The following is a 22117-nucleotide window of genomic DNA, read 5'->3' on the forward strand; positions in this document are numbered from 1 at the left end:
GGGAGCGGGCGCACATGAGACCGTGCGCTCCCGCCGTGGACTCCGGCGCCCTTCCATCGGCCGGCGGCCCGGAGAGCTGAGGAAACCGGTCGGACCGGCGGAACCGACGCCGGCCCGGCTCCCGGTCACGCGTCCCGGCAGCGGGCGGCGGAGTAGAGGTGGCTGTCGGGGAACTCCGAGGCGGTCAGGACCCGGCCCACGACGATCACGGCGGTGCGGACGACCCCCGCGGCCCCGACCTGCTCCGCGATGTCGGCGAGGGTGCCGCGCAGGACCACCTCGTCGTCGCGGCTGGCGCGGGCCACCACGGCCACCGGGCAGTCGGCGCCGTAGTTGGGGACCAGCTCGCCGACGACCTGCTCGATCCGCTGCACCGCCAGGTGCAGCACCATCGTGGCCCGGCTCCGGCCGAGCGTGCCCAGGTCCTCGCCCTCGGGCATGGGGGTGGCCCGCGCGGAGGTCCGGGTCAGCACGATCGTCTGCCCCACCCCGGGCACGGTCAGCTCCCGCTTCAGCGAGGCCGCCGCCGCCGCGAACGCGGGCACGCCGGGGACCACCTCGTACGGCACCGCCGCGGCGTCGAGCCGCCGCATCTGCTCGGCCACCGCGCTGAACACCGACGGGTCCCCGGAGTGCAGCCGGGCCACGTCGTGCCCGGCCGCGTGGGCGGCGAGCATCTCGGCGACGATCTCGTCCAGAGTCATCCGCGCGGTGTCCACCAGTCTCGCCCCGGGCGGGCAGTCGGCCAGGAGCTCCGCCGGGACCAGCGACCCGGCGTACAGGCACACGGGCGAGGACGCGATCGCCCGCTGCCCCCGCACGGTGATCAGATCCGCGGCACCCGGCCCCGCCCCGATGAACCGGACCGTCATCTCTGCTCCTCCGTCGATTTGACCGCCGTCCAGACGGTCACGGGCATCAGGGGCCGCCAACCGGTGAAACCGCCGACCGGGGCCGCCCGGCTGACCGCCAGCCGTACCAGGTCGCCGCCGAGCTCGCCGTACCAGGAGGCCACGACGGCCTCGGACTCGACGGTCACCGCGTTGGCCACCAGCCGGCCGCCGGGCCGCAGCGCCGCCCAGCAGGCCTCCACCACGCCGGGCACGGTGACCCCGCCGCCGACGAAGACGGCGTCGGGGGCCGGGAGGCCGGCGAGCGCGGCGGGGGCGGGCCCGGTCACCACGTTCAGCTCCGGGACGCCGAGCCGGGCCGCGTTCCCGGCGATCCCGGCGGCGCGGGCGGGATCGCGCTCCACCGCGACGGCCCGGTTGTCCCGGTGCCCGCGCATCCACTCGATCGCGATGCTCCCGGCCCCCGCCCCGACGTCCCACAGCAGCTCGCCGGGAACGGGCGCGAGGCGGGACAGGGTCACCGCGCGCACCTCCCGCTTGGTGAGCTGGCCGTCGTGCGCGAAGGCGTCGTCGGGCAGGCCGGGGACGCACGGCAGCGGCACGGTCCCGGGATCGGCCCGGCACTCGACCGCGACCACGTTCAGACCGTGCGTCACGGGCAGCGCCCAGCGGGCCGCCGTCCCGGAGACCACGCGCTCCTCGGGGCCGCCGAGCCGTTCCAGGACGGTCATCGGGCTGCCGCCGTACCCGTCGGCGGCGAGCAGCGCGGCGACCTGCGCGGCGGAGCGGCCGTCGGCGGCCAGGACCAGGATCCGGCGGCCGGGGTGGACCGCGGCGCGCAGCGACTCGACCGGGCGGGTCACCAGGCTGACGACCTCGGTCCGGTCGGCGGCCCAGCCGAGGCGGGCGCAGGCCAGCGAGACCGACGACGGGTGCGGGACCACCCGGACCCGGTCCGGCCCCAGCAGGCGGGCCAGCGTCGTGCCGATGCCGTGGAACATGGGGTCGCCGCTGGCCAGCACGCAGATGCGGCGGCCGGAGTGGGCGGCGATCAGGCCGGGCAGCGCGGGCAGCAGCGGCGAGGGCCACACGACCCGCTCGGCGGTGGGCTCGGGGACCAGGGCGAGCTGCCGCGCGCTGCCCATGAGCACCTCGGCGGTGTGCAGCTCGCGGCGCGCGGCCGCCGGCAGCCCGGCCCAGCCGTCGGCGCCGATCCCGACGACCGTGACGGGACCGGGGCCCGCGCCGGGGCCCGCGGGGGCGTCAGACATTGCCCATGACCCGGGTGACGCGGATCTCGAGCACGACGCGGGACGGGTTCTCCCGGGGCGTCCGGTAGCGCTCGGCGTAGCGGCGCTCGGCGTCGGCGACCGACTCCGGGTCCCGGCGGACCACCGCCCGGCCCTCCAGGGTCGACCAGCGCCGCCCGTCCACCTGGCAGACCGCGACCGGCACGCCCTCGCCGGCCCCCTCCCCCGCCTCCGGGACGTGGCGGGCCTTGCGCGAGGAGCCCGAGGTGATCACCCGCGCGACGCCCGCGTCGGCGTCCAGCGTCACCCCCACCGGGACCACGTGCGGGGTGCCGTCGGGCCGCAGGGTGGTCAGCGTGCACAGGTGGCGCTCCCGCCAGAAGGCGCGGAACCCGTCCCCGAGATCCTTCAACACCCCGCCCTTCCCCGATCGTCATGGTTCAGGGCGACATGTTAGGGGGTGCCGCCGGGTCGCGCCCGGCCGGGCACGGCGGAGCGACCCCCTTGCGGGAGGGCGGTACGGCGGAGCGCGGCCCGGCGGGGCGGCGAAACGTCGAGGTCTGGAGCGCGCGCGGACGCGGGGCGCAGGAGCGGGTCAGCTTCCCGCGCTGTAGATCACCTGCTCCGGGGCGACCCGGACCGTGATGCGCTGCTCACCCGGCTGGCGGTACGGATAGGAGTCCACGTTCAGGTACTTCTTCGCCAGCCTGTCGATGACCGCGTCGGCGCCCTCCTGTTCCAGCCGCGCCGTACCCGAGACGCTCACCAGGTGGAAGGCGTCCTGCGGGTCCAGAACGCTCACCGACACCCGGGGATCGGCGCGCAGGTGCCGCTCCTTGGCCCGGCCGACGGCCGTGTTGAAGACGACGTCGTCACCGTCGACGTCCACCCAGACCACGGTGCTGTGCAGTGAGCCGTCCGGCCGCAGGGTGGTCACCCATCCGTGCACCGGCCGGCGGAGCAGTTCCTTGGCGTCGTCGTTCAGCTTTCCCACGGGGACCTCCATGATCGGTTCGACATGTCCACGGACCGATCATGGAGGTCCCCGCGGAGATCCGTTCCGCTCCGCCACGCGCTCCCGGAATCCGCGTTCCCGTTCCCGACCTCCCGTTTACGCAGGCCGCCCACCCGTCTCTCCGCTCATATGCCGCTCATATGCCGCGCCCCCGCGGGTAGGGGGCCGCCCATGACCGAACTTCGCCAGAGCGACCCCGCGGAGCCGGGCATCCGGCGCCGCCGCAGGGGCCGTGGTTTCAGCTACCACCACCCCGACGGCCGGCCGGTCCGCGACCGCCGCACCATCGCCCGGATCAGGTCGCTGGCCCTCCCCCCGGCCTGGACCGACGTGTGGATCTGCCGGTCGGCGGACGGTCACATCCAGGCGGTCGGCACCGACGCGGCCGGGCGGCGGCAGTACCGGTACCACGACGTCTGGCGCGTCGAGCAGGACCGGATCAAGTTCGACCGGGTGCTGGAGATGGCCGACCGGCTGCCGAAGTTCCGCGACCGCGTCGCCGAGCACCTGGAGCGGCGGGAGCTGACCCGCGAGCGGGTGCTCGCCGCGGCGGCCCGGATGCTCGACATCGGCTTCTTCCGGGTGGGCGGCGAGTCGTACGAGTCGTTCGGCCTGGCGACGCTGCGGATGGAGCACGTCACCTGCACGGCGGGCCGGGTCACCTGCTCCTACCCGGCCAAGGGCGGCAAGCACCGCGAGATGGAGATCGTCGACGCGGACGTGTGCGAAGTGGTCACCGCCCTGCACCGGACCGGCGAGGACGGAGAGCTGCTGCGCTACCGGGACGGCTCCCGCTGGGTGGACGTGCGCAGCGACGACATCAACGCCTACCTGCGCGAGGCGTTCGAGTGCGAGGTCTCGGCCAAGGACTTCCGGACCTGGCACGCGACCGTGCTCGCCGCGGTGGGCCTGGCGGTCTCCACCCGGGCCCGGTCCCGCACCGGCAGGAGGCGGGCGGTCAGCAGGGTGATGACCGAGGTGGCCCGTTACCTCGGCAACACGCCCGCCGTCGCCCGCGCGTCCTACGTCGACCCCCGTGTCGTCGAGGCCTACGAGAAGGGCCGGACCATCGCCCGGGCGCTCACCGAGATCGGCGCCGAGGCCGGCTTCGGGCAGCTGTCCACCCACGGCGGCGTGGAGCGGGCCGTCATCTCTCTGCTGCGCCGATCGTGAATTCTCCGACGCCGATTTTGCCGACCTTTTCTCTCCCGAACCCGTATGAACCCGACAGGCGCGGGCATCCGAGTGAACAAGTTGAGCCGACATCGGTCGGATTTATCCCACATTCATTGGATTTGATGTGACTTCTCGGAATGACATCGCCTTCATCACGCACTGGTCCCGCCTCGCGGCCTGCCTCAGCGAGGACCCGGAACTGTTCTTCCCCATCTCGCTCCAGGGGCCGGGCCATATGCAGCACGAGCACGCCAAGGCCGTCTGCCGGCGCTGCCCGGTGCGCACCCAGTGCCTGGAGTACGCCCTCAGCACGCACCAGATGCACGGGGTCTGGGGCGGCACCAGCCCGGACGAACGGGCCGCGGCCCTGACCGGCACCCGGCAGGGCGCCAGCATGTGACGCCGGGCCCCGCAGCCGCCCCGCGGCCACCGCGCCGGCCCGCCTGACCGTACGGACCGGCCGGCATCCGTACCGGCCCGGCGGCCACGACCTCTCGCACCGCGCATCCTTCCACGCCGTCTCCGCCCACGCCGCGCCCTTCCACCGCGCTCCGCGCCGCGTCCTTCACCACGACCACCACGACCACCGCGACCGCCGCGACCGCTGCGACCACCGCGTCCCTGGCCGCGTCCTTCGCCGTGTCCTTCGCCGTGTCCAGCGCGTCCCCTCCATCGCGGTCTCTCCCGCGGCCCCTCCCCTCGGCGCGGCCGCCGCGCCGCACGGCCTCTCGCTCCGCCGATCCGGGCGCACCGGATTGGCGGCCGCCCGGCCGGGTAGCCGCGGCGGGATCGGACGACCCTCGAAGACCCTTCGTTGAGAGGTGGAGATCATGAGACGTACGGCCACGATGGCGGCCGCGGTGGCCCTGGCGGGCGCCGGGGCGGGGATGGCGCGGTGGCTGTCCTCGCGCCGCGCCGCGCACCCGGTCGGCGATCCCCGGGAGGCGAACAGGTGGTTGCCGGTCACGGTCAACCGCTCCCCCGAGGAGGTCATGCCGGAGGGCCGGCTGCCGGAGCCCCTGGTACGGCTCGGCGACACCGTCGAGGTGCGGGTCCGCAAGGCTCCCGGCGGCCGCGGCACGGAGCTCGCCGCGAGGCTGCTCGAGCCGGCCCCCCAGGGCGCGCGCGGGGCGGTCGCCCGCATCAGCGGCGACGACCCCCGCCAGGAGGTGCGCAGGGCCCTGCGCGAGGCCAAGTCCCTCCTGGAGACCGGGGAGGTCCTCCGTCCCGACGAACCGTCGACGAACCGGCCCACGGCCACCGGGAAGGTACTGGATCTGGCGATCCGCCGGGCGGGCGGGGAGGGACGGCTGTGAAGGCGCTGTGCTGGCAGGGCGTGAACGAGCTCTCGGTCGAGGAGGTCCCCGACCCGCGGATCCTCAACGCCCAGGACGTGATCGTGAAGGTCCGGCTGACCACGACGTGCGGCTCCGACCTGCACCTGCTGGGCGGCTACATCCCGGCGATGCGGGCCGGCGACGTCATCGGCCACGAGTTCATCGGCGAGGTCGTCGCGGTCGGATCGGAGGTCCGCAGGCACAAGATGGGCGACCGGGTGGTGGTCTGCTCGTTCATCTCCTGCGGCCGGTGCTGGTACTGCGAGAACGACCTGTGGTCGCTGTGCGACAACGGCAACACCAACCCCGGCATCGGACAGGCCCTGTTCGGGTACGAGCCCGGCGGCGTCTTCGGCTACTCCCACGCCATGGGCGGGTTCAAGGGCAGCCACGCCGAGTACGTCCGGGTCCCGTTCGCCGACTACGGCGCCTTCCCCGTGCCCGAGGGGGTGGACGACACCAGCGCCCTGTTCGCCTCCGACTCCGTGCCCACCGGCTGGATGGGCGCCCACCTGGGCGGGGTGAAGCCCGGTGACGTGGTCGCCGTGTGGGGATGCGGCGCGGTCGGCCAGATGGCGGCGCGCGCGGCGATGCTCCTCGGCGCCGAGCGGGTGATCTCGATCGACCGCTACCCCGAGCGGCTGGCGATGACCGAGCGGCACATCGGAGCCGAGACGATCGACTACTCCGCCACCGACGTCGGGGCCGAGCTGCGGGAGCGGACCGGCGGCAGGGGGCCCGACGTCTGCATCGAGGCGGTCGGCATGGAGGCGCACGACACCGGCGTGCAGGGCGTCTACGACCAGGTCAAGCAGCAGTTGAGGCTGGAGACGGACCGCCCGTCCGCGGTCCGGGAGGCGATCTACGCCTGCCGCAAGGGCGGGTCGGTCTTCGTCCTCGGCGTCTTCGGCGGGACCGTGGACAAGTTCCCGCTCGGCGCGATGATGAACAAGGGGCTGACCGTCAGGGGCGCGCAGCAGCACGGGCAGCGCTACATCCCGATGCTGCTGGAGCGGATGGCCAAGGGCGAGCTGAAGACCTCCCACCTCGCCACGCACCCGATGCCCCTGGACGAGGCGCCGAAGGGGTACGACCTGTTCAAGAACAAGAAGGACGGCTGCGTCCGGGCGGTGTTCCACCCCGGGGCGTAGGACCCCGGCGGGCGGCGGGTGCGGGCCGTACGGTGCCGCCCGTCCGCCTGCCGTACCGGGTCCGCCCGCGCCCGGTACGGCGGGCGGGCCCGGCTCCGGATGGCCCGGCACCGCGGGGACGGTCCGGTGGGGAGGGTTTTGAGGGCCGTGACCCAAACGTTCACCCGCGGTCGATGACGGGCTCCGCTCATACCGGGCATACTCCTGCACGTGCAGCGTCGCTATCCGTTTCTCGACCATCCCGGACCGCTCGCCTTCGCCCACCGCGGCGGGGCTTCGGAGAACCGGGAGAACACCCACGCCGCCTTCGCCCGCGCGGTGGAACTCGGCTACACCTACCTGGAGACCGACGCCCACGCCACCGTCGACGGCGTGCTGCTGGCCTTCCACGACCACACCCTGGACCGGGTGACCGACCGGCGCGGCCGGATCGCCGCCCTGCCGTACCGGGTGGTGCGCGAGGCGCGGATCGGCGGCGTGGACGAGATCCCGCTCATGGAGGACCTGCTGGGTTCCTGGCCGGAGGCGCGCTTCAACATCGACGTCAAGGAGTCCACGGCCATCGCGCCGCTGGCCGAGGTGGTCAGGCGGACCAACGCCTACGACCGGATCTGCCTCACCTCCTTCTCCGACGAGCGCCTGCTGCGCGCCCGCGCCGCGATCGGCCGCGACGTGTGCTCCTCCCTCGGCCCGCGCGGCGTCGCCACCCTGCGCGCCGCCGCCAGCACCGCCGCCTACGGCCGGCTGCTCTCCCGGCTGGCCCGCGCCGGGGTGCCGTGCGCGCAGGTCCCGGTGGGCTTCCGCGGCCTGCGGGTGACCACCCCCTCCCTCGTCCGCACGGCGCACGCCCTGGGCATGCAGCTGCACGTGTGGACGGTCAACGACCCCCTGGAGATGGAGCGCCTGCTCGACCTCGGCGTGGACGGCGTGATGACCGACAACATCTCCGGGTTGCGCGCGGTGCTCGAAGCCCGCGGCCAGTGGCACCCCGGCAGGCTCGCCGCCTGACCCGGCGCGGCTGCCCCGCGGTCCCCCTCCGGCCGCTCCCCCGCGGCTCCCCGCAGTCCCCGGCCGCTCCCCCGCGGCTCCCCGACCACCCCGGCGCGACCCCCGATCCCCTCCTCCCCCAGCGAACCGAGGACGCCATGACCGCCGAACCGGCCGTCGAAGAGACCCCGCAGTCCCGCCGCCGAGAGCAGCGCGGCTGGTACTGGTACGACTGGGCCAACTCGGCCTTCCCCACCACGGTCCTGACCGTCTTCCTGGGGCCGTATCTGACGACGATCGCCGAGCAGGCCGCGAAGACCGCCGGGACGGCCTACGTCCCGGTGCTCTGGTTCGACGTGCGGCCCAGCGCCTACTACTCCTTCGTGGTCGGCGTCGCCGCCGTCCTGCAGATCGTCCTGATGCCCATGGTGGGGGCCCTGGCCGACCACACGGGGCGCAAGAAGGAGATCATGGGGGCCTTCGCCTACCTGGGCGCGGGTGCGACGGTCTGCTTCTGGTTCCTGTCCGGCGACCGCTACCTGCTGGGCGGCGTGCTCTACATCCTCGCCAGCGTCGGCTTCGCCGCCTCCTTCGTCGTCTACAACTCGTTCCTGCCGGAGATCGCCACGGCCGACGAGCGCGACACGGTCTCCGCCCGGGGCTGGGGCTTCGGCTACCTGGGCGGCGGCCTGCTGCTCGCGATCCACCTGGGACTGTTCCTCGGCCACGAGTCCTTCGGCGTCTCCGAGGGCGACGCGGTGCGGATCGCCCTCGCCTCCGCGGGTCTGTGGTGGGGCGGCTTCACGGTCATCCCGATGCTGCGGCTGCGCAACCGGCACGCGCTGGCCCGCAGCGCGGAGAACGCCGGGCAGGCGGTGGCCGGCAGCTTCCGGCAGCTCGGCCGTACGCTCAGGGACCTGCGCAACTACCCGCTGACGCTGGGCTTCCTGGTCACCTACCTGATCTACAACGACGGCGTGCAGACGGTCATCTCCTTCTCGGCCACCTACGCCGACAAGGAGCTCGGGCTGAGCCAGACGGTGCGGATCGGCGCGATCCTGATGGTGCAGTTCGTCGCCTTCGGCGGGGCGCTGCTGCTGGGCAGACTGGCGGCCGCCCACGGGGCCAAGCGGGTCGTCATGTACGCGCTGGTCGCCTGGACCGCGGTCGTGTTCGTGGCCTACTTCCTGCCGAGGGGCTCGGCGCTGCCGTTCTTCGCCCTCGGGTTCGCCATCGCGATCGTGATGGGCGGCACCCAGGCCCTGTCGCGGTCGCTGTTCTCCCACGTGATCCCCAAGGGCAAGGAGGCGGAGTACTACAGCCTGTATGAGATCAGCGACAAGGGCTCGACGTTCCTCGGTTCCTTCACCCTGGGCCTGGCGCTCCAGCTGACCGACAGCTACCGGCTCGGCATCGTCTCGCTGGTGGTCTTCTTCCTGGTCGGCCTGGCCGGGCTCGCCGCGCTCAACCTGCCCAGGGCCATCCGCGCGGCCGGCAACCCGGTCCCCGAACGCCTCTGAGGGTCCCTCCGGGAGCACTCCGCCGAGGACGGCGGCGAAAAGCGCGATTGGATCACGCCGTGTGTGGGAATCCACACACGGTATCAAGCGTTGTACGCCGTGGGAGTTCAACCCCTCACGACGGGGCCCTTCAGGAGGCATTGAGACATGGGCGAGCGTGCGCTGCGCGGTACCCGACTCGGGGCGACCAGCTACGAGAACGACCGCAACACCGATCTGGCCCCGCGTCAGGAGGTTTCCTACACCTGCCCGAAGGGCCACCGGTTCGACGTCCCGTTCGCGGCCGAGGCCGAGATCCCCGCGACGTGGGAGTGCCGCATGTGCGGTGTCACCGCGATCCGGGTGGACGGCGAGCTACCGGAGGCCAAGAAGGCCAAACCCCCCAGGACGCACTGGGACATGCTGCTGGAGCGGCGCACGATCGAGGATCTCGAGGAGGTCCTCAACGAGCGTCTGGCGATCCTCCGGGCCCAGCGCCGCAAGAGCGCCTGACCAGGACGGACCCTCGCCGACCGGCGAGGCCGCGGACCGCGGCGGGACCCCGGCACCCCTCGGGTGCCGGGGTCCCGCGCCGTCCGGACCGCGTCAGGGCGGAACCGGCCTGCCGGTCAGGGCCGGCGCGGCGGGCGGGTCGGCGGTGCGGCGCTCCCCCGCCGGGGCCGGCCCTCTCCGGGACGCCGGTCAGGGCAGGATCTCGACGTACCCGTCGCTTCCGTGCACGCGGATCCGCTGCCCGTCGGAGATCAGCCGGGTGGCGTCCACCACGCCGACGACGGCCGGCAGGCCGTACTCCCGGGCGATCACCGCGCCGTGCGTCATCAGTCCCCCGACCTCCGTCACCAGGCCTGCGACGGTGACGAAGAGGGGCGTCCAGCTCGGGTCCGTGTGGGCCGTGACGAGGATGTCACCCGGTTCGAGATCGGCCCGGGCCATGTCCAGGACGACGCGGGCGCGCCCTTCGACGGTCCCGGCGGAGACCGGCAGGCCGGTCAGGGCGCCGGTCGGCACGTCGTCGCGCCGGTAGGCCCCGGTGACGGCCTCGCCGTCGGAGGTGAGCACCCGGGGCGGCGTGAGCGCGTGGTACGACCGGAACTCCTCCTTGCGCCGGCGGATCAGCTCCTCGTCCACCCGGTTCGAGCGCACGGCGTCGTGGAACTCCTGGAACGTGAGGTAGAAGACGTCCTCCCCCTCAGGGAGCACGCCGGCCCGGACGAGGCGCCCGGCCTCCTCCAGCAGTGCCTCCTTGTAGACGAGGTAGCGGCTGACGATGTCGTACTTCGGATACTCCCGGTAGCCGATGAAGGTCCGGACCCGGTCGATCATCCGCTCGGTCTCGGCGGCCTTGCGCTCCCCGTCCGGCAGGGCCCGCAGGCGTTCGAGCACCTCCTGCGCCTTCTTGCGCGCCTCCCGCCGTCCTCGCTCGAAGCGCCGTCCGGCGGCGCCCGGCTCGAAGTTCCTGACGTTGTCGAGGATGGCGGGTACGAGCGTGGCGGGGCGTTCGCGCCAGCGCGGCCTCGTGATGTCGATCTCACCGACGCAGCGCATGCCGTACCGGTCGAGGTAGGACTCGATGGCGCGGCGCGCTTCGGCCCCGCCCGCGAACTTCGGCAGCTCGTCCAGGAAGCCGTCGTCCGCGACGCCCTGCAGGAACGCCACCACCTCCGGATGCGGGCGGATCACGTCGGCGACGTCGAGCAGTGCGAGTCCCATCTCCGACGTGACGTTGCCGGGGGCGGAGAGCGTGAGGGCGTCGGCCGCGTTCTTCTCGCCCAGCCACTCCTGCAGCCGGTCGTTGAGCCACCAGGTGGCCTCCATCCCCGCCATGATCACCTGCATGTTCAACGGATCGCCGAGGACTCTCTTGTGCTCCTGGAACGCCTCCAGCAGGAAGTCGAACAGCGCCGGTCCGGTCTTCGTCCGGATGTCGCGCCGCAGGGCGGCGAGGGAGGCCCGGCTGCGCTCGATCAACCCGGTGACGATGGCCGGGTCGGTCTCGATCGGGGCGGGCGGGCCGCCGGCCGGCGACCCGCCGGGACCACCGGGACCGCCGTCCGGGAGCGTCGGGACGAAGCCACGGCGGCCGAGTACGGTCTCCAGCGCGTCCCTGACCAGCGGATCGCCTCTCCCCATGGCGTCCAGGAGGCCGGCGCGGCTCGCGGGCGAGGCCAGGCGCGGGGTGACGTCGACGAACAGCCTCCCGCCGGCCTCGTGCATCGGCACCATGGCCGTCAGCTGCCACATGGAGAGCCCCAGGGGCCTCATGGGGTCGGTCATCATCTGCTGGTGGCCGACGGAGACGTAGACCCGGTTCTCCCGGTTCTCCCGGTCGCGGGCCGCGGGGTCGGGGGCGGGGGCGGGGAACAGCGTGGTGATCGGCCGGCTCTGCACGATCTGGAAGTCATCGTCGGCCAGGCACCATTCGATGTCCTGCGGGCGGCCGAAATGCGCTTCGATCCGCCGCCCGAGCCGGACGAGCCGCACGACCTGCGCCTCCGTCAGCGCCGGCCGCCCCTGCCGCTGCGGGGCGGTCGCCGCTTCCCGCGTCCCGCCGGCCGGCGGGGCGTGGACGGCACGCCGTCCGGCCGTGGCCGCCCCGGCGACGACCTCGCCGTCGCGCACCTTGAAGACGTCCGGGTTCACCAGGCCGGAGACCAGGGCCTCGCCGAGGCCGAAGCCGGCTTCCACGGTGGCGACCTTCCGGTCGCCCGTGACGGGGTCGGCCGTGAACAGGACGCCGGCCGCGTCCGGGAAGACCATCCGCTGCACGATCACGGCCATGCGGACCTTCCGGTGGTCGAAGCCGTTCCGTAGGCGGTAGGTCACGGCCCGCTCGGTGAACAGCGACGCCCAGCACCGGCTGACGTGCCGGAGGACCGCCGCCGGCCCCACGACGTTCAGGTAGGTGTCCTGCTGGCCCGCGAAGGAGGCCGTCGGCAGGTCCTCCGCCGTCGCGCTGGATCGCACGGCGCAGGCGGCCCGCCCGCCGAGCCGGGCGAGCGCGCGGGTGATCGCCGCCGCCAGGTCGTCCGGGACGGCGATCCCTTCGACGGTCCGGCGGATCTCCGCGCTGAGCGTGCGGATCGCCTCCCGGTCGTCCGGGTCCAGGCGCGACAGCCGGTCGAGCCGGTCGCCGATCGACGGTGCTTCCGCCATGATCCGCCGGAAGGCGGCCGTCGTCACGCAGAACCCGGCCGGCACGCGGACGCCTTCGATCCGCGACAGCCCGCCCAGCTGCGCGGCCTTGCCTCCGACGACCGCGACCAGCGTCTCGTCGACCTCTTGGAGATCCACCACGTACTGCTCGATCACTGCGCCACCTCCGCGCTCCCGCGCCCCCGCGCCTCCGCGCCGGGCGCCCGCGACCGCACCGCCGGTCCCGTCAGCGGTTCGAGGCCGCCGTGTCCCCCGTACATCGGCAACGCATCCACGCCGTGCCCCGCTTCCTCGTCGGTGCTGCGTCCGGCCGCCGATTCTGCGGCATGACCCGGGTCTTGCCGCAAGCCCCCCTGTGCGCTGTACGTTGGAAGTGGCGAGGAAGCGCCCGTCATCCCGGCGTGCCGGCCGGGCAGCGGCGAGAACGCACCCAATCCGCAGTGAGAAACGACCCCGATGGGTCGCCCCGGACCCGAGCCGCATGATCAGGCCGACACCAAGCGGTAGCCGAGGTCGAGCTCGTCGCGGGAGAGCAGGCCGACGTGACGCTCGTGCCAGCGGCCCTCGGCGAGGTCGGCGGCGAGCCGTCGCAGGCCGCGCTCGGCGTCCGGCGGGTCGAGCAGCACCAGCGGGGACATCGCCGCCCGGATCTCCATGTCGAGATAGGCTTCCGGCCGCCGCCAGTAGGCGCCCGTGAAGCCGTCGGTGCAGTCTGCCGGGACGGGAACCGGGATCACTTCCACCCGCGCCCCCGCCCGCTCCAACTCGTCCCGGACCGCGTCCAGGGTCGCCAGATCGCGCTCGCGTTCGGCGATCTGCGGGAAGTACTCCTCGACCAGCCAGAACCGCGAACTCACCGCCAGATCCCAGGTGAGCACGACCTGCCGCCGGGAGACCCGGCGCAGCTCCGCGAGCCCGGCCCGCAGGTCGGTCCAGTGATGCACGGTCAGGATCGCCGTGGCCGCGTCGAACGCCCCGTCCCGCACGGGCAGGGCCTCGGCGATCCCCTGCACCGCCGGAGCCGACCCCCGAGGACGCTGCGCGATCATCGTGGCCGACGGTTCCACCGCGACCACCCGTCGCCCGGAGGGCTCGTAGGAGCCGGTGCCCGCCCCCACGTTGAGTACCGAGCGCGCTGGGCCGAGAGCCGACTCGATCGCCGCCGCGATGCGCGGATCGGGCCGCCGCCGGCGCGCGTACCCGCTGCCGAGCACCGCGTACGGATCACCTGTCGCCGTCACGGGCCGTCCTCCTCCGCATCGACCTCAGCGAGCCCGGTGAACGTCCGTGGTCGCCGCACCGGTCCCGGACCGCCGCCCCGGGCAGGGAGGCAGTGATGGATGCCGATGGCGCCGGGCAGCGTTCCTGAGAGGCGGCGGTTCACAGTCCCGAGCCGAGGCCGGTTCTCCGGGGTGGTCCGCCGCGTCAGGATGCGCCGAGCCCGCGCGGAGGATAGACGTGGTCCAGCACATGGCCCGGCGGCAGGATGCAGCGGCGATGCGCGTTCTCCTGCGGGCAGCGCAGGGCCGCCTCCCGGCGCGGCAGCGTCGCCTGCGCGGCGGATCCGTGACGGCCGTCGAGGACGCCTCCGGGGACGCCGTGGTACCCATCCGGCATCGAGTACTCCCAACCAGTGGCGGATCGGCCGTGGCCGCGGGCTCGAAATCCTACAGAAACCTCCCCATCTCCCCCATAACTGACTTTTGACGCTTTCATATTGATCATTGTCAGGACGCGGGCCGGGGATCTCACATCAGCAAGCCCCATAGCACCGCGATAGGGAACTTTTGCCAGATTCCCGGCGCACTCCCCGGTCAATATCGTGGCGGCACCTCGCCTGACCACCCCCCACCGGCCGAGGAGGCCCGACAGAGATGTCAAGGATCCCCCGCTCCGCCCTCGCGTTCGCCCTCGGACTCGTCTTCGTCGCGACCGCGCCCCCCGCCCAGGCGGCTCCCCTCTCCCCCGCCCCCGCGGTCCAGACGGCCCAGACCGCTCAGGCGGCGGTCCGCGTCATCCGCTACGACGCGAGCCGGGCCGCCGAGTTCCGCTCGGCCGTGGACCAGGCGGCTCAGATCTGGAACGGCAGCGTGAGCAACGTCCGCCTCGTCCCGGGAAGCCCCGCCGACTTCGTCGTCCTCGCGGACAACGGCTGGCCCCGCGCCCAGCCCGTCGGGCGGGGCCGGGGCACGGTCTGGATGGGCCGGCAGGCCACGAGTCAGGGCTACGCCCCGCTGCGCATCGCCACCCACGAGATCGGCCACATCCTGGGCCTGCCCGACCGGCGCACCGGCCGGTGCACCGACCTGATGTCGGGGTCGAGCGCGGGCACCGGCTGCACCAACCCCTACCCGAACACCGCCGAGCGGGCCGCGGTCGACCGGAACTTCGCGGGCCTCACTCCCCCGGCGGTGGAGTTCGGCGAGATCTACGTCGACGCCCCCGCCGAAGCGACGCCGTAACCGCGCGGCCTTCCCCGTCCCGTCCGCGCTCTCCCGGCGTACGGCGGCGGCCCCGGCGAGGCGGGGCCGCCGGGCGCGGACGGGACACCGGGCGGCTCCCCGGGCCGGGAAGGCCCGGGGACGCCCGGTGAGAACGGGCCGGTTCCCGGGCAGGACGTGGTCGTGACCAAGACCCGTATCAGCGTCTCCTGTGACGCGGCGGCCGGCCCCGAGCGGGTGTTCGCCGTCCTGACCGACTGGCCGCGGCACGACGAGTGGATGATCCTGACCCGCGCGCACGTCGCGGCCGGCGACGGGCGCAGCGCCGGAAGCAGGCTGGCGGCCTTCACCGGCGTGGGCCCGCTCGGCTTCCTGGACACCATGGAGATCACCCGCTGGGATCCACCGGCGGCGGTCGAGGTCCGGCACACCGGACGGCTGGTGCGCGGCAAGGGCGTCTTCCGGGTGCTGCCCCGCGAGGGCGGCGGCAGCACGATCGTCTGGGAGGAGGAGCTCGACCTGCCGTTCGGCGCCATGGGGCGGCTCGGCTGGCCGCTGCTGCGCCCGCTGAACGAGGCGCTGTTCCGGCTCTCCCTGCGCCGGCTGGCCGAACTCAGCTCGTCGTGAGAGCCGCCGGACGCCGGTCGGCGAGCCGAGCCGCACGACCGGCCGGCGGCCGGCTCCCGCCCGAAGCGCGGCCGCCGGTCAGCGACCGGTGAGATCGCGGCCGGAATCCCGCGGGGCCGGACCCGCCGGCTCGTCGTGGATGACCTGGCCGTGGATGACCGGGCCGGACCCGCCCGCCCGGCCGCGCGCCGCCTCGTCGAAGGACGCTCCCATCGGGCCGAACGGCGTGCCGAAGGCGAGACCGGGACCCGCGGCCCGCGTGGCCAGCGTGCGGATCCTGCGGGCGAAGAACCAGGTGCCGAGCCTGCGCATCAGCGGCCGGGTGAACGGCAGCACGAGCAGGAACCCGGCGACGTCGGTGAGGAAGCCCGGGGTGAGCAGCAACGCGCCACCCGCGACGATCATGGCGCCGTCGGCGAGCTCCCGGTCGGGCATGCGGCCGCCCTGCAGCGCGGTCTGCAGACTCTGCCAGGCCCTGCGGCCCTCGCGGCGGACGATCCAGGCACCGAGGAGGCTGTCGGCCAGCAGCAGGGCGACCGTCAGCGGGCCGCCGATGACCTGCCCCACCTGGATCAGCGCCCAGATCTCCAGGACCGGGACCACCAGGAAGGCCAGGAAGAGTAGAAGGCGCATCGTTTCCTCACTCGTGCGGACGCCGTACGACAATGACAACGCCGACGGGGTCCTCCGCGTTCCATCGGCGTTCCATCGGCGTCACGGGAACGGGCCGCCGGCCGGATCCGCAGGTGAGGGCGGGCTCCGGCTCGAGCTCCGCGAAGCGGTCACGGGCGGCGATCCGGTTCAGCGTGCTGCGGGCGGGACGGTCGGCGAGGAACACATCGTGGTCGCTCATGCGCACCGACCGGCGGGTCCGGCGGCCTGTCCGCCCTGCTCTCGTCTCACCGGGCCGGTCCGCCGTCCTGCGGTCGTCAGCGGCGATCGCCGGAGCCCTCCCGGGCGGTGGACCAGGCCTCATAAATCGATTGGGCGGATTCGGTGGGTTTGTTAAGGTCCCCGCATGCCTTCTCAGCGCACCCTCCTGCCACGCTCGGCACCGGCCGCCGCAGGGGTGTCGTCCCGCTCGATCGCCGCGCTGCTGGACCGGCTCGAAGCGCGATCCACCGAGTGCCACTCCATCATGATCGTGCGCCACGGCCACGTCCTCGCCGAAGGCTGGTGGGCACCGTACTCGGCCGGACGCCCGCACCTGCTCTACTCGCTGACCAAGTCCTTCACCTCGATCGCCGTGGGGCTCGCGATCGCCGACGGACTGCTCTCGCTGGACGACCGGGTGGTGGACGTGCTGCCCGACCACGTCCCGGCCGACGTCTCCGAGCAGGGACGCCGCCTCACCGTCCACCACCTGCTGTCCATGACCACCGGACACCGCACCGACAGCCTCGCCGAGGCCTGGCGGCTGGAACCGCGCGACCTGGTCAAGGGCTTCCTGCGCGTACCGTTCCCCGAGGCCGAGGGGACGCGGCACGCCTACGACAACCCGACCACCTTCGTCCTGGCCCGGATGGTGGAACGGGTCACCGGCCGCACCCTGCCGGAGCTGCTCGACGAGCGCCTCTTCGCGCCGATGGGAGTCGACCACGCCGAATGGGACCGGGTCGCGAGCGGCGCCGCCTTCGGATTCCACGGGCTGCACCTGACGACCGAGGCCGTCGCCGCCTTCGGCGAACTGCTGCTGCGCGGCGGCCTCTGGGGCGACCGGCGGCTCGTCCCGCGCGAATGGGTGGAGCTCGCGACCGGGCGGCACATCGAGACACTGCAGATCGAGGACTGGTCGGAGAGTCCCGACGCGCTCTGCGGGTACGGCTACCAGTTCTGGATGTCGCGTCACGGCTACCGCGGCCAGGGCGCCTTCAGCCAGCTGTGCGTGGTCGTCCCGTCGCACGACCTCGTGGTCGCCGTGACCGGCGCCGTAACGGAGATCGAGGCCGTGCTCGAACCCCTGTGGGAGTGCCTGCTGCCCGGCATGGACGACGCGGGAAGCACCCGGGACGACGAGATCCTCGCCGAGCGGCTGCGGCGGCTGTCCCTCGCGCCGGTGCCGGGTCAGGCCGCCCCGGAGCGCTCCGTCAAGGCGAGACTCGACGCCTGCGGCGAGGATTCACCGCTGCCCGCCGGGACCGCGGTGACCGTCGATCCCGTGGACGGTGGATGGCTCCTGCGACTCGGGGAGTCCCTCGAGGTGGCGGTCGGCCACGGCCGATGGCGGGAGAGCTCCCCGCTGGGCCGTCCCGTCGTCGCGACCGGCGCCTGGCAGGGCGAGACGTTCGTCGCCGACCTGTACGTCATCACCACCCCGCACCGGGTCCGGCTGGTGGTCGACGCCGGCGCGGGCACGGCGACGGCGACGTGGAACGCCGTACCGCTGACCGGGCCCGATCTGGAGTTGCATCTGCGGTCGCCGCTGATGACCCGGCCCGACGTCGCATAGGCATGCCGGCCGGGCCCGCAGGCCCCGGAGTCCCGGGATCGGCGGCGGAGCCCTTTCACCGTCCTCACCTGTGCACACGGAGACACAAGCCGGCACCGGGACGTCATCGCCCGCCGGACGGGGCCCCGTTCAGGGTGGTCTTCGGGACGGTGAAGGTGCACGGCAGGCGTTTGCAGCCGTTGACGAAGCTGGACAGCAGCCGGTCGGGTTCGCCGGCGACGATGTCGGGCAGGCGGGTGAACAGCTCGCGGAACATCACCGTCATCTCGCGGCGGGCCAGGTGCGCGCCCAGGCAGAAGTGCGGTCCCGGCCCGCCGAAACCGACGTGCGGGTTGGGCGAGCGGGTGATGTCGAAGGCGTCGGGATCGGCGAAGACGGCCTCGTCGCGGTTGGCGGAGGCGTAGAACAACGTCACCTTCTGCCCGGTCCGGTAGCGGTGGCCGTTGATCTCGGCGTCGCGGGTGAGATTGCGGCGCATGAAGATGACGGGGCTGCTGTGGCGCACGATCTCCTCCACGGCGCCAGCGATGCGGCCCTCGAAGTCCGCCAGCAGCAGGCGCCGCTGGTCGGGGTGGTCGGTGAACAGCTTCAGGCCGTGGGCGATCGCGGTGCGCGTGGTCTCGTTGCCGGCCACCGCCAGCAGCAGGAAGAACGCGGCGAACTCGCGCGGGCTCAGCCGCTCCCCGTCGACGTTGGCGTTGACCAGCGCGGAGGTCAGATCACCGGTCGGCGCACGCCGGCGTCGGCGGCCGAGCCGGGCGGCCGGTGCAGCCGCCATCCGGCCAGCGCCACCGTGGTCAGCACGCGGATCACGCGCGGTGGCGAGACCCTGACCTCGGCTCCGGTGTAGTCCGCCGTCGCACCGACGTACTCGGGATCGGTGTAGCCGGTCACGATGTCGGTCGACTTCACCACCTGGGCGTGGTGGCGGGGCGGGATGCCGAGCATGTCGCAGATCACCTCGACCGGCAGCCGCATCGCCACCTGCGCCACGAAGTCGCCCGGGCCCGCCGCGATCAGTTCCTCGACGATCCGCGCGGCCCGCCGTGCGATGTCGTCGTCCACCGCGGCCAGCACTTTGGGGGTGAACGCCCGGGAGACGATCCGGCGGATCTCGGCGTGCCGCGGGTCGTCCATATCGATCATCGAGGTGAAGTATCCGCTCATCCAGCCCGGCAGGTCGGTGGGGCTGGTGGCGCTGGGCTCGCTGCTGAAGACCTCGGGACGACGGCTGGCCTCCACCACGTCGGCGTGCCGGACCAGTGCCCAGGAGCCGGGGTCGCGCCGCAGGAAGGGAACCTTGGGCAACCGGAAGTACAAGGGGTGCGGCCGGGCGCGCAGCAACGCGAAGGCCCGGGCGCGCTCGGCCGGCGGCCGGGCCCAGAACCGCAGGTCACTCAGGTCGATGGCGGCCTCCGCGAGGGGGGCGGAGGATGCCGGCCGAACAACGCCGGGCCCAGCGCCGCGCCGCACTGCTGGAGGCCGGCCTGGAAGTACTGGGCCGCCACGGCTGGGCCACCGCGACCGTGCGCGGCGTGTGCAAGCAGGCCGGCCTGAACGACCGCTACTTCTATGAGAACTTCGCCGACCTGGACGCCCTGCTGCTGGCCGTCGTCGACGACCAGGCCGCCCAGGGCACCGCCGTGATCCTGACCGCGGCCGAGGCCGCCCCCCACCGCCTGCGCGCCCGCGCCCGCGCGGTGGTGGAGGCCATCGTGGACTTCCTGTCCGCCGACCCGCGCCGGGGCCGCATCCTGGCCCAGGAATTCTCAGCCCATCCGCTGCTGCAGCAACGCCGCCGCCGCATCATCCGGACCCTGGCGAGCGTCTTCACCGCGCAGACCCGTGAACTGCTGGACGAGGTCCCCCTGTCCCCCGCCGATCTCCACCTGACCGCCCTGACCGTCACCGCCAGCCTGACCGTCACCGCCGGCCTGTGGGACCTGCTGGCCGACTGGTTCCGCGGCGACCTGGACACCGGTCGCGACCATCTCGTCGACTACGTCGTGGCCTTCCTGCTGACCACCACCGAACTGGCCCCGGCCCTGCAGCACCGGCTGCGATGACCCCTGCCGCCGCGCGTGCGGCGAGCCGGTCGGCGCCCTACCCGCACGACGGCGGGGCGGGCAGGGTCAGGCGGACCCGGGTGCCCTGGTCGGGGTCGCTGTCGATCTGCACGGTGCCGTCGTGCAACTCGACGATCTTGCGGGTGATGGACAGGCCGATGCCGGTGCCGCCGATGGCGCGTTCCTCCGCCTCGGGCGCGCGGTAGAAGTCGTCGAAGACGTGCTCGATGTCGGCCGCACCGATACCGATGCCGGTGTCGCACACCTCCACGGTCGGGGCCGGGTCGTTCCACGCGGCCACCTCGATGCGGCCGCCGGGCGGGGTGAACTTGATCGCGTTGTCCAGCAGCTGGGTCAGGGCGTGCTGGACCCGCCCGGCGTCGGCGCACGCCATCACCGCCTGCGGGGCGTGCACGGTCATGGTCAGCTGTCCGGTGCGGGCGCGCTCGGCCAGCGCGGCCGCCGTCTGGTGGACCAGGGCGGCCAGGTCGGCCTGCTCCGGGGCGAAGGCGGCGGTGCCGGCGTTGAGGCTGGCCATCAGCAGCAGCTCGTCCAGCAGGTCACGGAGCCGGTCGCTGTTGCGCTCGATGACGCGCAGGAACTTCTGCTCGGTGACCTCGTCCAGGTCACCGTCACAGATGATCTGCAGATAAGAGCTGATCGCCGTGAGCGGGGTGCGCAGCTCGTGGTTGACGGTGCGCAGGAACTGGTTCTTCAGCTCCTCCACCTCCCGCATCCGGGCCAGCATCTGCTCGGATCGCAGGGCGTGGTGGTGCAGCTGCAGCAGCCCGGCGGTGTTGCCCGCCAGGGTCGTCAGCGCCTGGCGCTGGTCGTCCGAGAGCAGGCGCGGCCGGGTGTCGGCCACGCACACCGTGCCCAGTGCGTGACCGCGGCCGCTGACCACCGGCGCTCCCGCGTAGAAGCGCACATACGGCTCCCCCACCACGACGGAGTTGTCACGGAAGCGGGAGTCGGCCTGGGCGTCGGGGATCTCCATGATCTGGTCGCCGCAGATGGTGTACTGGCAGAACGAGTCGCGCCGGTCCATCTCGGTCCAGGCGATGCCGTGGCGGCCTTTGAGATACTGCTTGTCGTGCCCGACCAGGTTGACCAGCCCGATCGGGGTGCCGCACATGTGCGCGGCCAGGGTCGCGATGGAGGAGAACTGCGGGTCGGGGGCGGCGAGGGCATGCAGCTCCTCCAGCTCGCGCACCCGCTCGGCCTCGTCGTCCGGCCACGGCCAGGACGTCATCGCACTCCACCCGCTTCCGGGGTCACCAGGGATGTGCCGGCCCAGAAGGCGACGCGCCGCGGCGCCGCCCGGTCGCCGGACCACTTCCTGCCTACCCCGAGCAACGCAGGGCATGGCGGATACCGGGTGATGTTTTGGTCATCATCGGCAGCCGGACTCGGTGACCGGTCCACTGCGTGGGCCAGTGGTTGGCGTTCCCCCTGGGGCGTGGACACCCGGTTTCATGCAGCCAGTACGGCCATCCTCGCGAGTCGATCTTCGTAGACGGCCGGAGGGAGGTTCCCGATCGCCGAGTGCCTGCGCCGGTTGTTGTACCAGGCGATCCAGCGGAAGATCTCGGTCCGGGCCTCGGCCTCGTCGCTCCAGCGGCGTTTCTTCCTGCCGTGCAGCAGCTCACGCTTGAAGGTGGCGTTGAACGCCTCGGCCAGGGCGTTGTCCAGACACGTCCCGGTCCTGCCGCTCGATCGGCGGATGCCGTAGCGATCGCAGAGCCTGGCGAACGCGGCCGACATGTACTGACAGCCCCGGTCGGCGTGGAAGATCACCCCGTCTGTGCGGCCGCCGCGAGCGCGCACCGCCGCCTTCAGCGCGTCGCTGACCAGCTCGGTGCGCAGGTGGTCGGCGATCGACCAGCCGATCAGGCGCCGTGACCCGATGTCGATCACCGTGGCGAGATACAGCCACGAGTCCCCGACCGGGAGATAGGTGATGTCCCCGCACCAGCGTCGGTCGATGTCACCGGGCGTGAAGTCGCGCTCCAGCAGGTCGGCGACCGGCGGGGCACCCTCGTCGGGGATCGTGGTCCGCTGCCCCTTGCGCAGGTGCAGCCCGACGATGCCGTG

Annotated in this window: 24 protein-coding genes; 11 read left to right on the top strand and 13 right to left on the bottom strand. The window is 73.1% G+C overall.

Features of this window, described 5'->3' with window-relative positions:
* Window positions 1-125: 125 nt before the first annotated feature.
* The 4 genes from cobM to IEZ06_RS31845 form a co-directional block, all read right to left on the bottom strand.
* Entirely contained in the window at window positions 126-872 is a 747-nt protein-coding gene (gene cobM, locus IEZ06_RS31830; protein WP_189240382.1) for a precorrin-4 C(11)-methyltransferase, read from the bottom strand.
* Window positions 869-2122, bottom strand: coding sequence for a precorrin-6y C5,15-methyltransferase (decarboxylating) subunit CbiE (cbiE, locus tag IEZ06_RS31835; RefSeq protein ID WP_189240383.1), 1254 nt, complete (start codon window positions 2120-2122; stop codon window positions 869-871). Before cbiE ends, cobM begins: the two co-directional genes overlap by 4 nt.
* Window positions 2115-2516: a pyridoxamine 5'-phosphate oxidase family protein gene (locus tag IEZ06_RS31840; protein WP_189240384.1), complete on the bottom strand. Its 402-nt coding sequence runs from the start codon at window positions 2514-2516 to the stop codon at window positions 2115-2117. The genes cbiE and IEZ06_RS31840 overlap by 8 nt, the downstream gene beginning before the upstream one ends.
* Before the next feature lie 180 nt (window positions 2517-2696).
* Window positions 2697-3095: a TIGR03618 family F420-dependent PPOX class oxidoreductase gene (locus tag IEZ06_RS31845; protein ID WP_189240385.1), complete on the bottom strand. Its 399-nt coding sequence runs from the start codon at window positions 3093-3095 to the stop codon at window positions 2697-2699.
* Between the two features lie 192 nt (window positions 3096-3287).
* Here IEZ06_RS31845 and IEZ06_RS31850 point away from each other — a divergent pair, with 192 nt between their 5' ends.
* From IEZ06_RS31850 to IEZ06_RS31880, 7 genes are all read left to right on the top strand, one after another.
* A complete protein-coding gene (locus tag IEZ06_RS31850) occupies window positions 3288-4289 on the top strand; it encodes a DNA topoisomerase IB (RefSeq protein ID WP_189240386.1) in 1002 nt (333 codons plus the stop codon).
* Between the two features lie 127 nt (window positions 4290-4416).
* Entirely contained in the window at window positions 4417-4692 is a 276-nt protein-coding gene (locus tag IEZ06_RS31855; protein WP_373293971.1) for a WhiB family transcriptional regulator, read from the top strand.
* Between the two features lie 430 nt (window positions 4693-5122).
* On the top strand, window positions 5123-5608 hold the full coding sequence (locus tag IEZ06_RS31860; protein ID WP_189240387.1) for a hypothetical protein: 486 nt from the start codon (window positions 5123-5125) through the stop codon (window positions 5606-5608).
* A complete protein-coding gene (locus tag IEZ06_RS31865) occupies window positions 5605-6780 on the top strand; it encodes a zinc-dependent alcohol dehydrogenase (RefSeq protein WP_189240388.1) in 1176 nt (391 codons plus the stop codon). The genes IEZ06_RS31860 and IEZ06_RS31865 overlap by 4 nt, the downstream gene beginning before the upstream one ends.
* 210 nt (window positions 6781-6990) lie before the next feature.
* Window positions 6991-7788, top strand: a complete 798-nt coding sequence (locus IEZ06_RS31870) for a glycerophosphodiester phosphodiesterase family protein (RefSeq protein WP_189240389.1) — start codon at window positions 6991-6993, stop codon at window positions 7786-7788.
* A 137-nt stretch (window positions 7789-7925) separates the two neighbouring features.
* On the top strand, window positions 7926-9287 hold the full coding sequence (locus IEZ06_RS31875; protein ID WP_189240390.1) for an MFS transporter: 1362 nt from the start codon (window positions 7926-7928) through the stop codon (window positions 9285-9287).
* A gap of 147 nt (window positions 9288-9434) precedes the next feature.
* Window positions 9435-9779, top strand: coding sequence for an RNA polymerase-binding protein RbpA (locus IEZ06_RS31880; RefSeq protein ID WP_068897362.1), 345 nt, complete (start codon window positions 9435-9437; stop codon window positions 9777-9779).
* Window positions 9780-9968: 189 nt separating this feature from the next.
* On the opposite strand, the gene rph is transcribed toward IEZ06_RS31880, so the two are convergent.
* The 3 genes from rph to IEZ06_RS31895 all read right to left on the bottom strand — a co-directional run bounded on the left by rph (window position 9969) and on the right by IEZ06_RS31895 (window position 14057).
* Window positions 9969-12596 carry a rifamycin-inactivating phosphotransferase gene (rph, locus tag IEZ06_RS31885; protein ID WP_189240391.1) on the bottom strand — a complete coding sequence of 876 codons (2628 nt, stop codon included), beginning with the start codon at window positions 12594-12596 and terminating at the stop codon, window positions 9969-9971.
* A gap of 329 nt (window positions 12597-12925) precedes the next feature.
* Window positions 12926-13681 (bottom strand): class I SAM-dependent methyltransferase, encoded by a 756-nt coding sequence (locus tag IEZ06_RS31890; RefSeq protein WP_189240392.1) that lies wholly within the window; start codon window positions 13679-13681, stop codon window positions 12926-12928.
* A gap of 184 nt (window positions 13682-13865) precedes the next feature.
* Window positions 13866-14057 (bottom strand): hypothetical protein, encoded by a 192-nt coding sequence (locus tag IEZ06_RS31895; protein ID WP_189240393.1) that lies wholly within the window; start codon window positions 14055-14057, stop codon window positions 13866-13868.
* Between the two features lie 257 nt (window positions 14058-14314).
* On the opposite strand from IEZ06_RS31895, the gene IEZ06_RS31900 reads away from it, so the two are divergent.
* Together IEZ06_RS31900 and IEZ06_RS31905 are read left to right on the top strand one after the other, a co-directional pair.
* Window positions 14315-14902, top strand: coding sequence for a snapalysin family zinc-dependent metalloprotease (locus tag IEZ06_RS31900; protein WP_189240394.1), 588 nt, complete (start codon window positions 14315-14317; stop codon window positions 14900-14902).
* Window positions 14903-15064: 162 nt separating this feature from the next.
* Window positions 15065-15508: an SRPBCC family protein gene (locus IEZ06_RS31905; protein ID WP_203872309.1), complete on the top strand. Its 444-nt coding sequence runs from the start codon at window positions 15065-15067 to the stop codon at window positions 15506-15508.
* A gap of 78 nt (window positions 15509-15586) precedes the next feature.
* Here IEZ06_RS31905 and IEZ06_RS31910 read toward each other — a convergent pair whose 3' ends face one another.
* Together IEZ06_RS31910 and IEZ06_RS31915 are read right to left on the bottom strand one after the other, a co-directional pair.
* Window positions 15587-16141 carry an FxsA family protein gene (locus IEZ06_RS31910; protein ID WP_189240395.1) on the bottom strand — a complete coding sequence of 185 codons (555 nt, stop codon included), beginning with the start codon at window positions 16139-16141 and terminating at the stop codon, window positions 15587-15589.
* A 7-nt stretch (window positions 16142-16148) separates the two neighbouring features.
* Window positions 16149-16361, bottom strand: a complete 213-nt coding sequence (locus IEZ06_RS31915; RefSeq protein ID WP_189240396.1) for a hypothetical protein — start codon at window positions 16359-16361, stop codon at window positions 16149-16151.
* A 165-nt stretch (window positions 16362-16526) separates the two neighbouring features.
* On the opposite strand from IEZ06_RS31915, the gene IEZ06_RS31920 reads away from it, so the two are divergent.
* On the top strand, window positions 16527-17957 hold the full coding sequence (locus IEZ06_RS31920; RefSeq protein ID WP_189240397.1) for a serine hydrolase domain-containing protein: 1431 nt from the start codon (window positions 16527-16529) through the stop codon (window positions 17955-17957).
* 103 nt (window positions 17958-18060) lie between these two features.
* On the opposite strand, the gene IEZ06_RS37570 is transcribed toward IEZ06_RS31920, so the two are convergent.
* Together IEZ06_RS37570 and IEZ06_RS37575 are read right to left on the bottom strand one after the other, a co-directional pair.
* Window positions 18061-18735, bottom strand: coding sequence for a cytochrome P450 (locus IEZ06_RS37570; RefSeq protein ID WP_189240398.1), 675 nt, complete (start codon window positions 18733-18735; stop codon window positions 18061-18063).
* Window positions 18672-19265 (bottom strand): cytochrome P450 family protein, encoded by a 594-nt coding sequence (locus IEZ06_RS37575; RefSeq protein ID WP_189240399.1) that lies wholly within the window; start codon window positions 19263-19265, stop codon window positions 18672-18674. Before IEZ06_RS37575 ends, IEZ06_RS37570 begins: the two co-directional genes overlap by 64 nt.
* A gap of 125 nt (window positions 19266-19390) precedes the next feature.
* Between IEZ06_RS37575 and IEZ06_RS31935 the strand changes: the two genes are divergently transcribed.
* Window positions 19391-20023 (top strand): TetR/AcrR family transcriptional regulator, encoded by a 633-nt coding sequence (locus tag IEZ06_RS31935; protein WP_189240400.1) that lies wholly within the window; start codon window positions 19391-19393, stop codon window positions 20021-20023.
* A gap of 37 nt (window positions 20024-20060) precedes the next feature.
* On the opposite strand, the gene IEZ06_RS31940 is transcribed toward IEZ06_RS31935, so the two are convergent.
* Together IEZ06_RS31940 and IEZ06_RS31945 are read right to left on the bottom strand one after the other, a co-directional pair.
* Entirely contained in the window at window positions 20061-21275 is a 1215-nt protein-coding gene (locus IEZ06_RS31940) for a GAF domain-containing sensor histidine kinase (RefSeq protein WP_189240401.1), read from the bottom strand.
* A 221-nt stretch (window positions 21276-21496) separates the two neighbouring features.
* Window positions 21497-22117, bottom strand: a 621-nt coding sequence (locus IEZ06_RS31945) for an IS3 family transposase (protein ID WP_189240402.1), incomplete at its 5' end; no start/stop codon positions are given.

The sequence above is a fragment of the Planomonospora antibiotica genome (genome assembly GCF_014647955.1).
Taxonomy (GTDB): domain Bacteria; phylum Actinomycetota; class Actinomycetes; order Streptosporangiales; family Streptosporangiaceae; genus Planomonospora; species Planomonospora parontospora.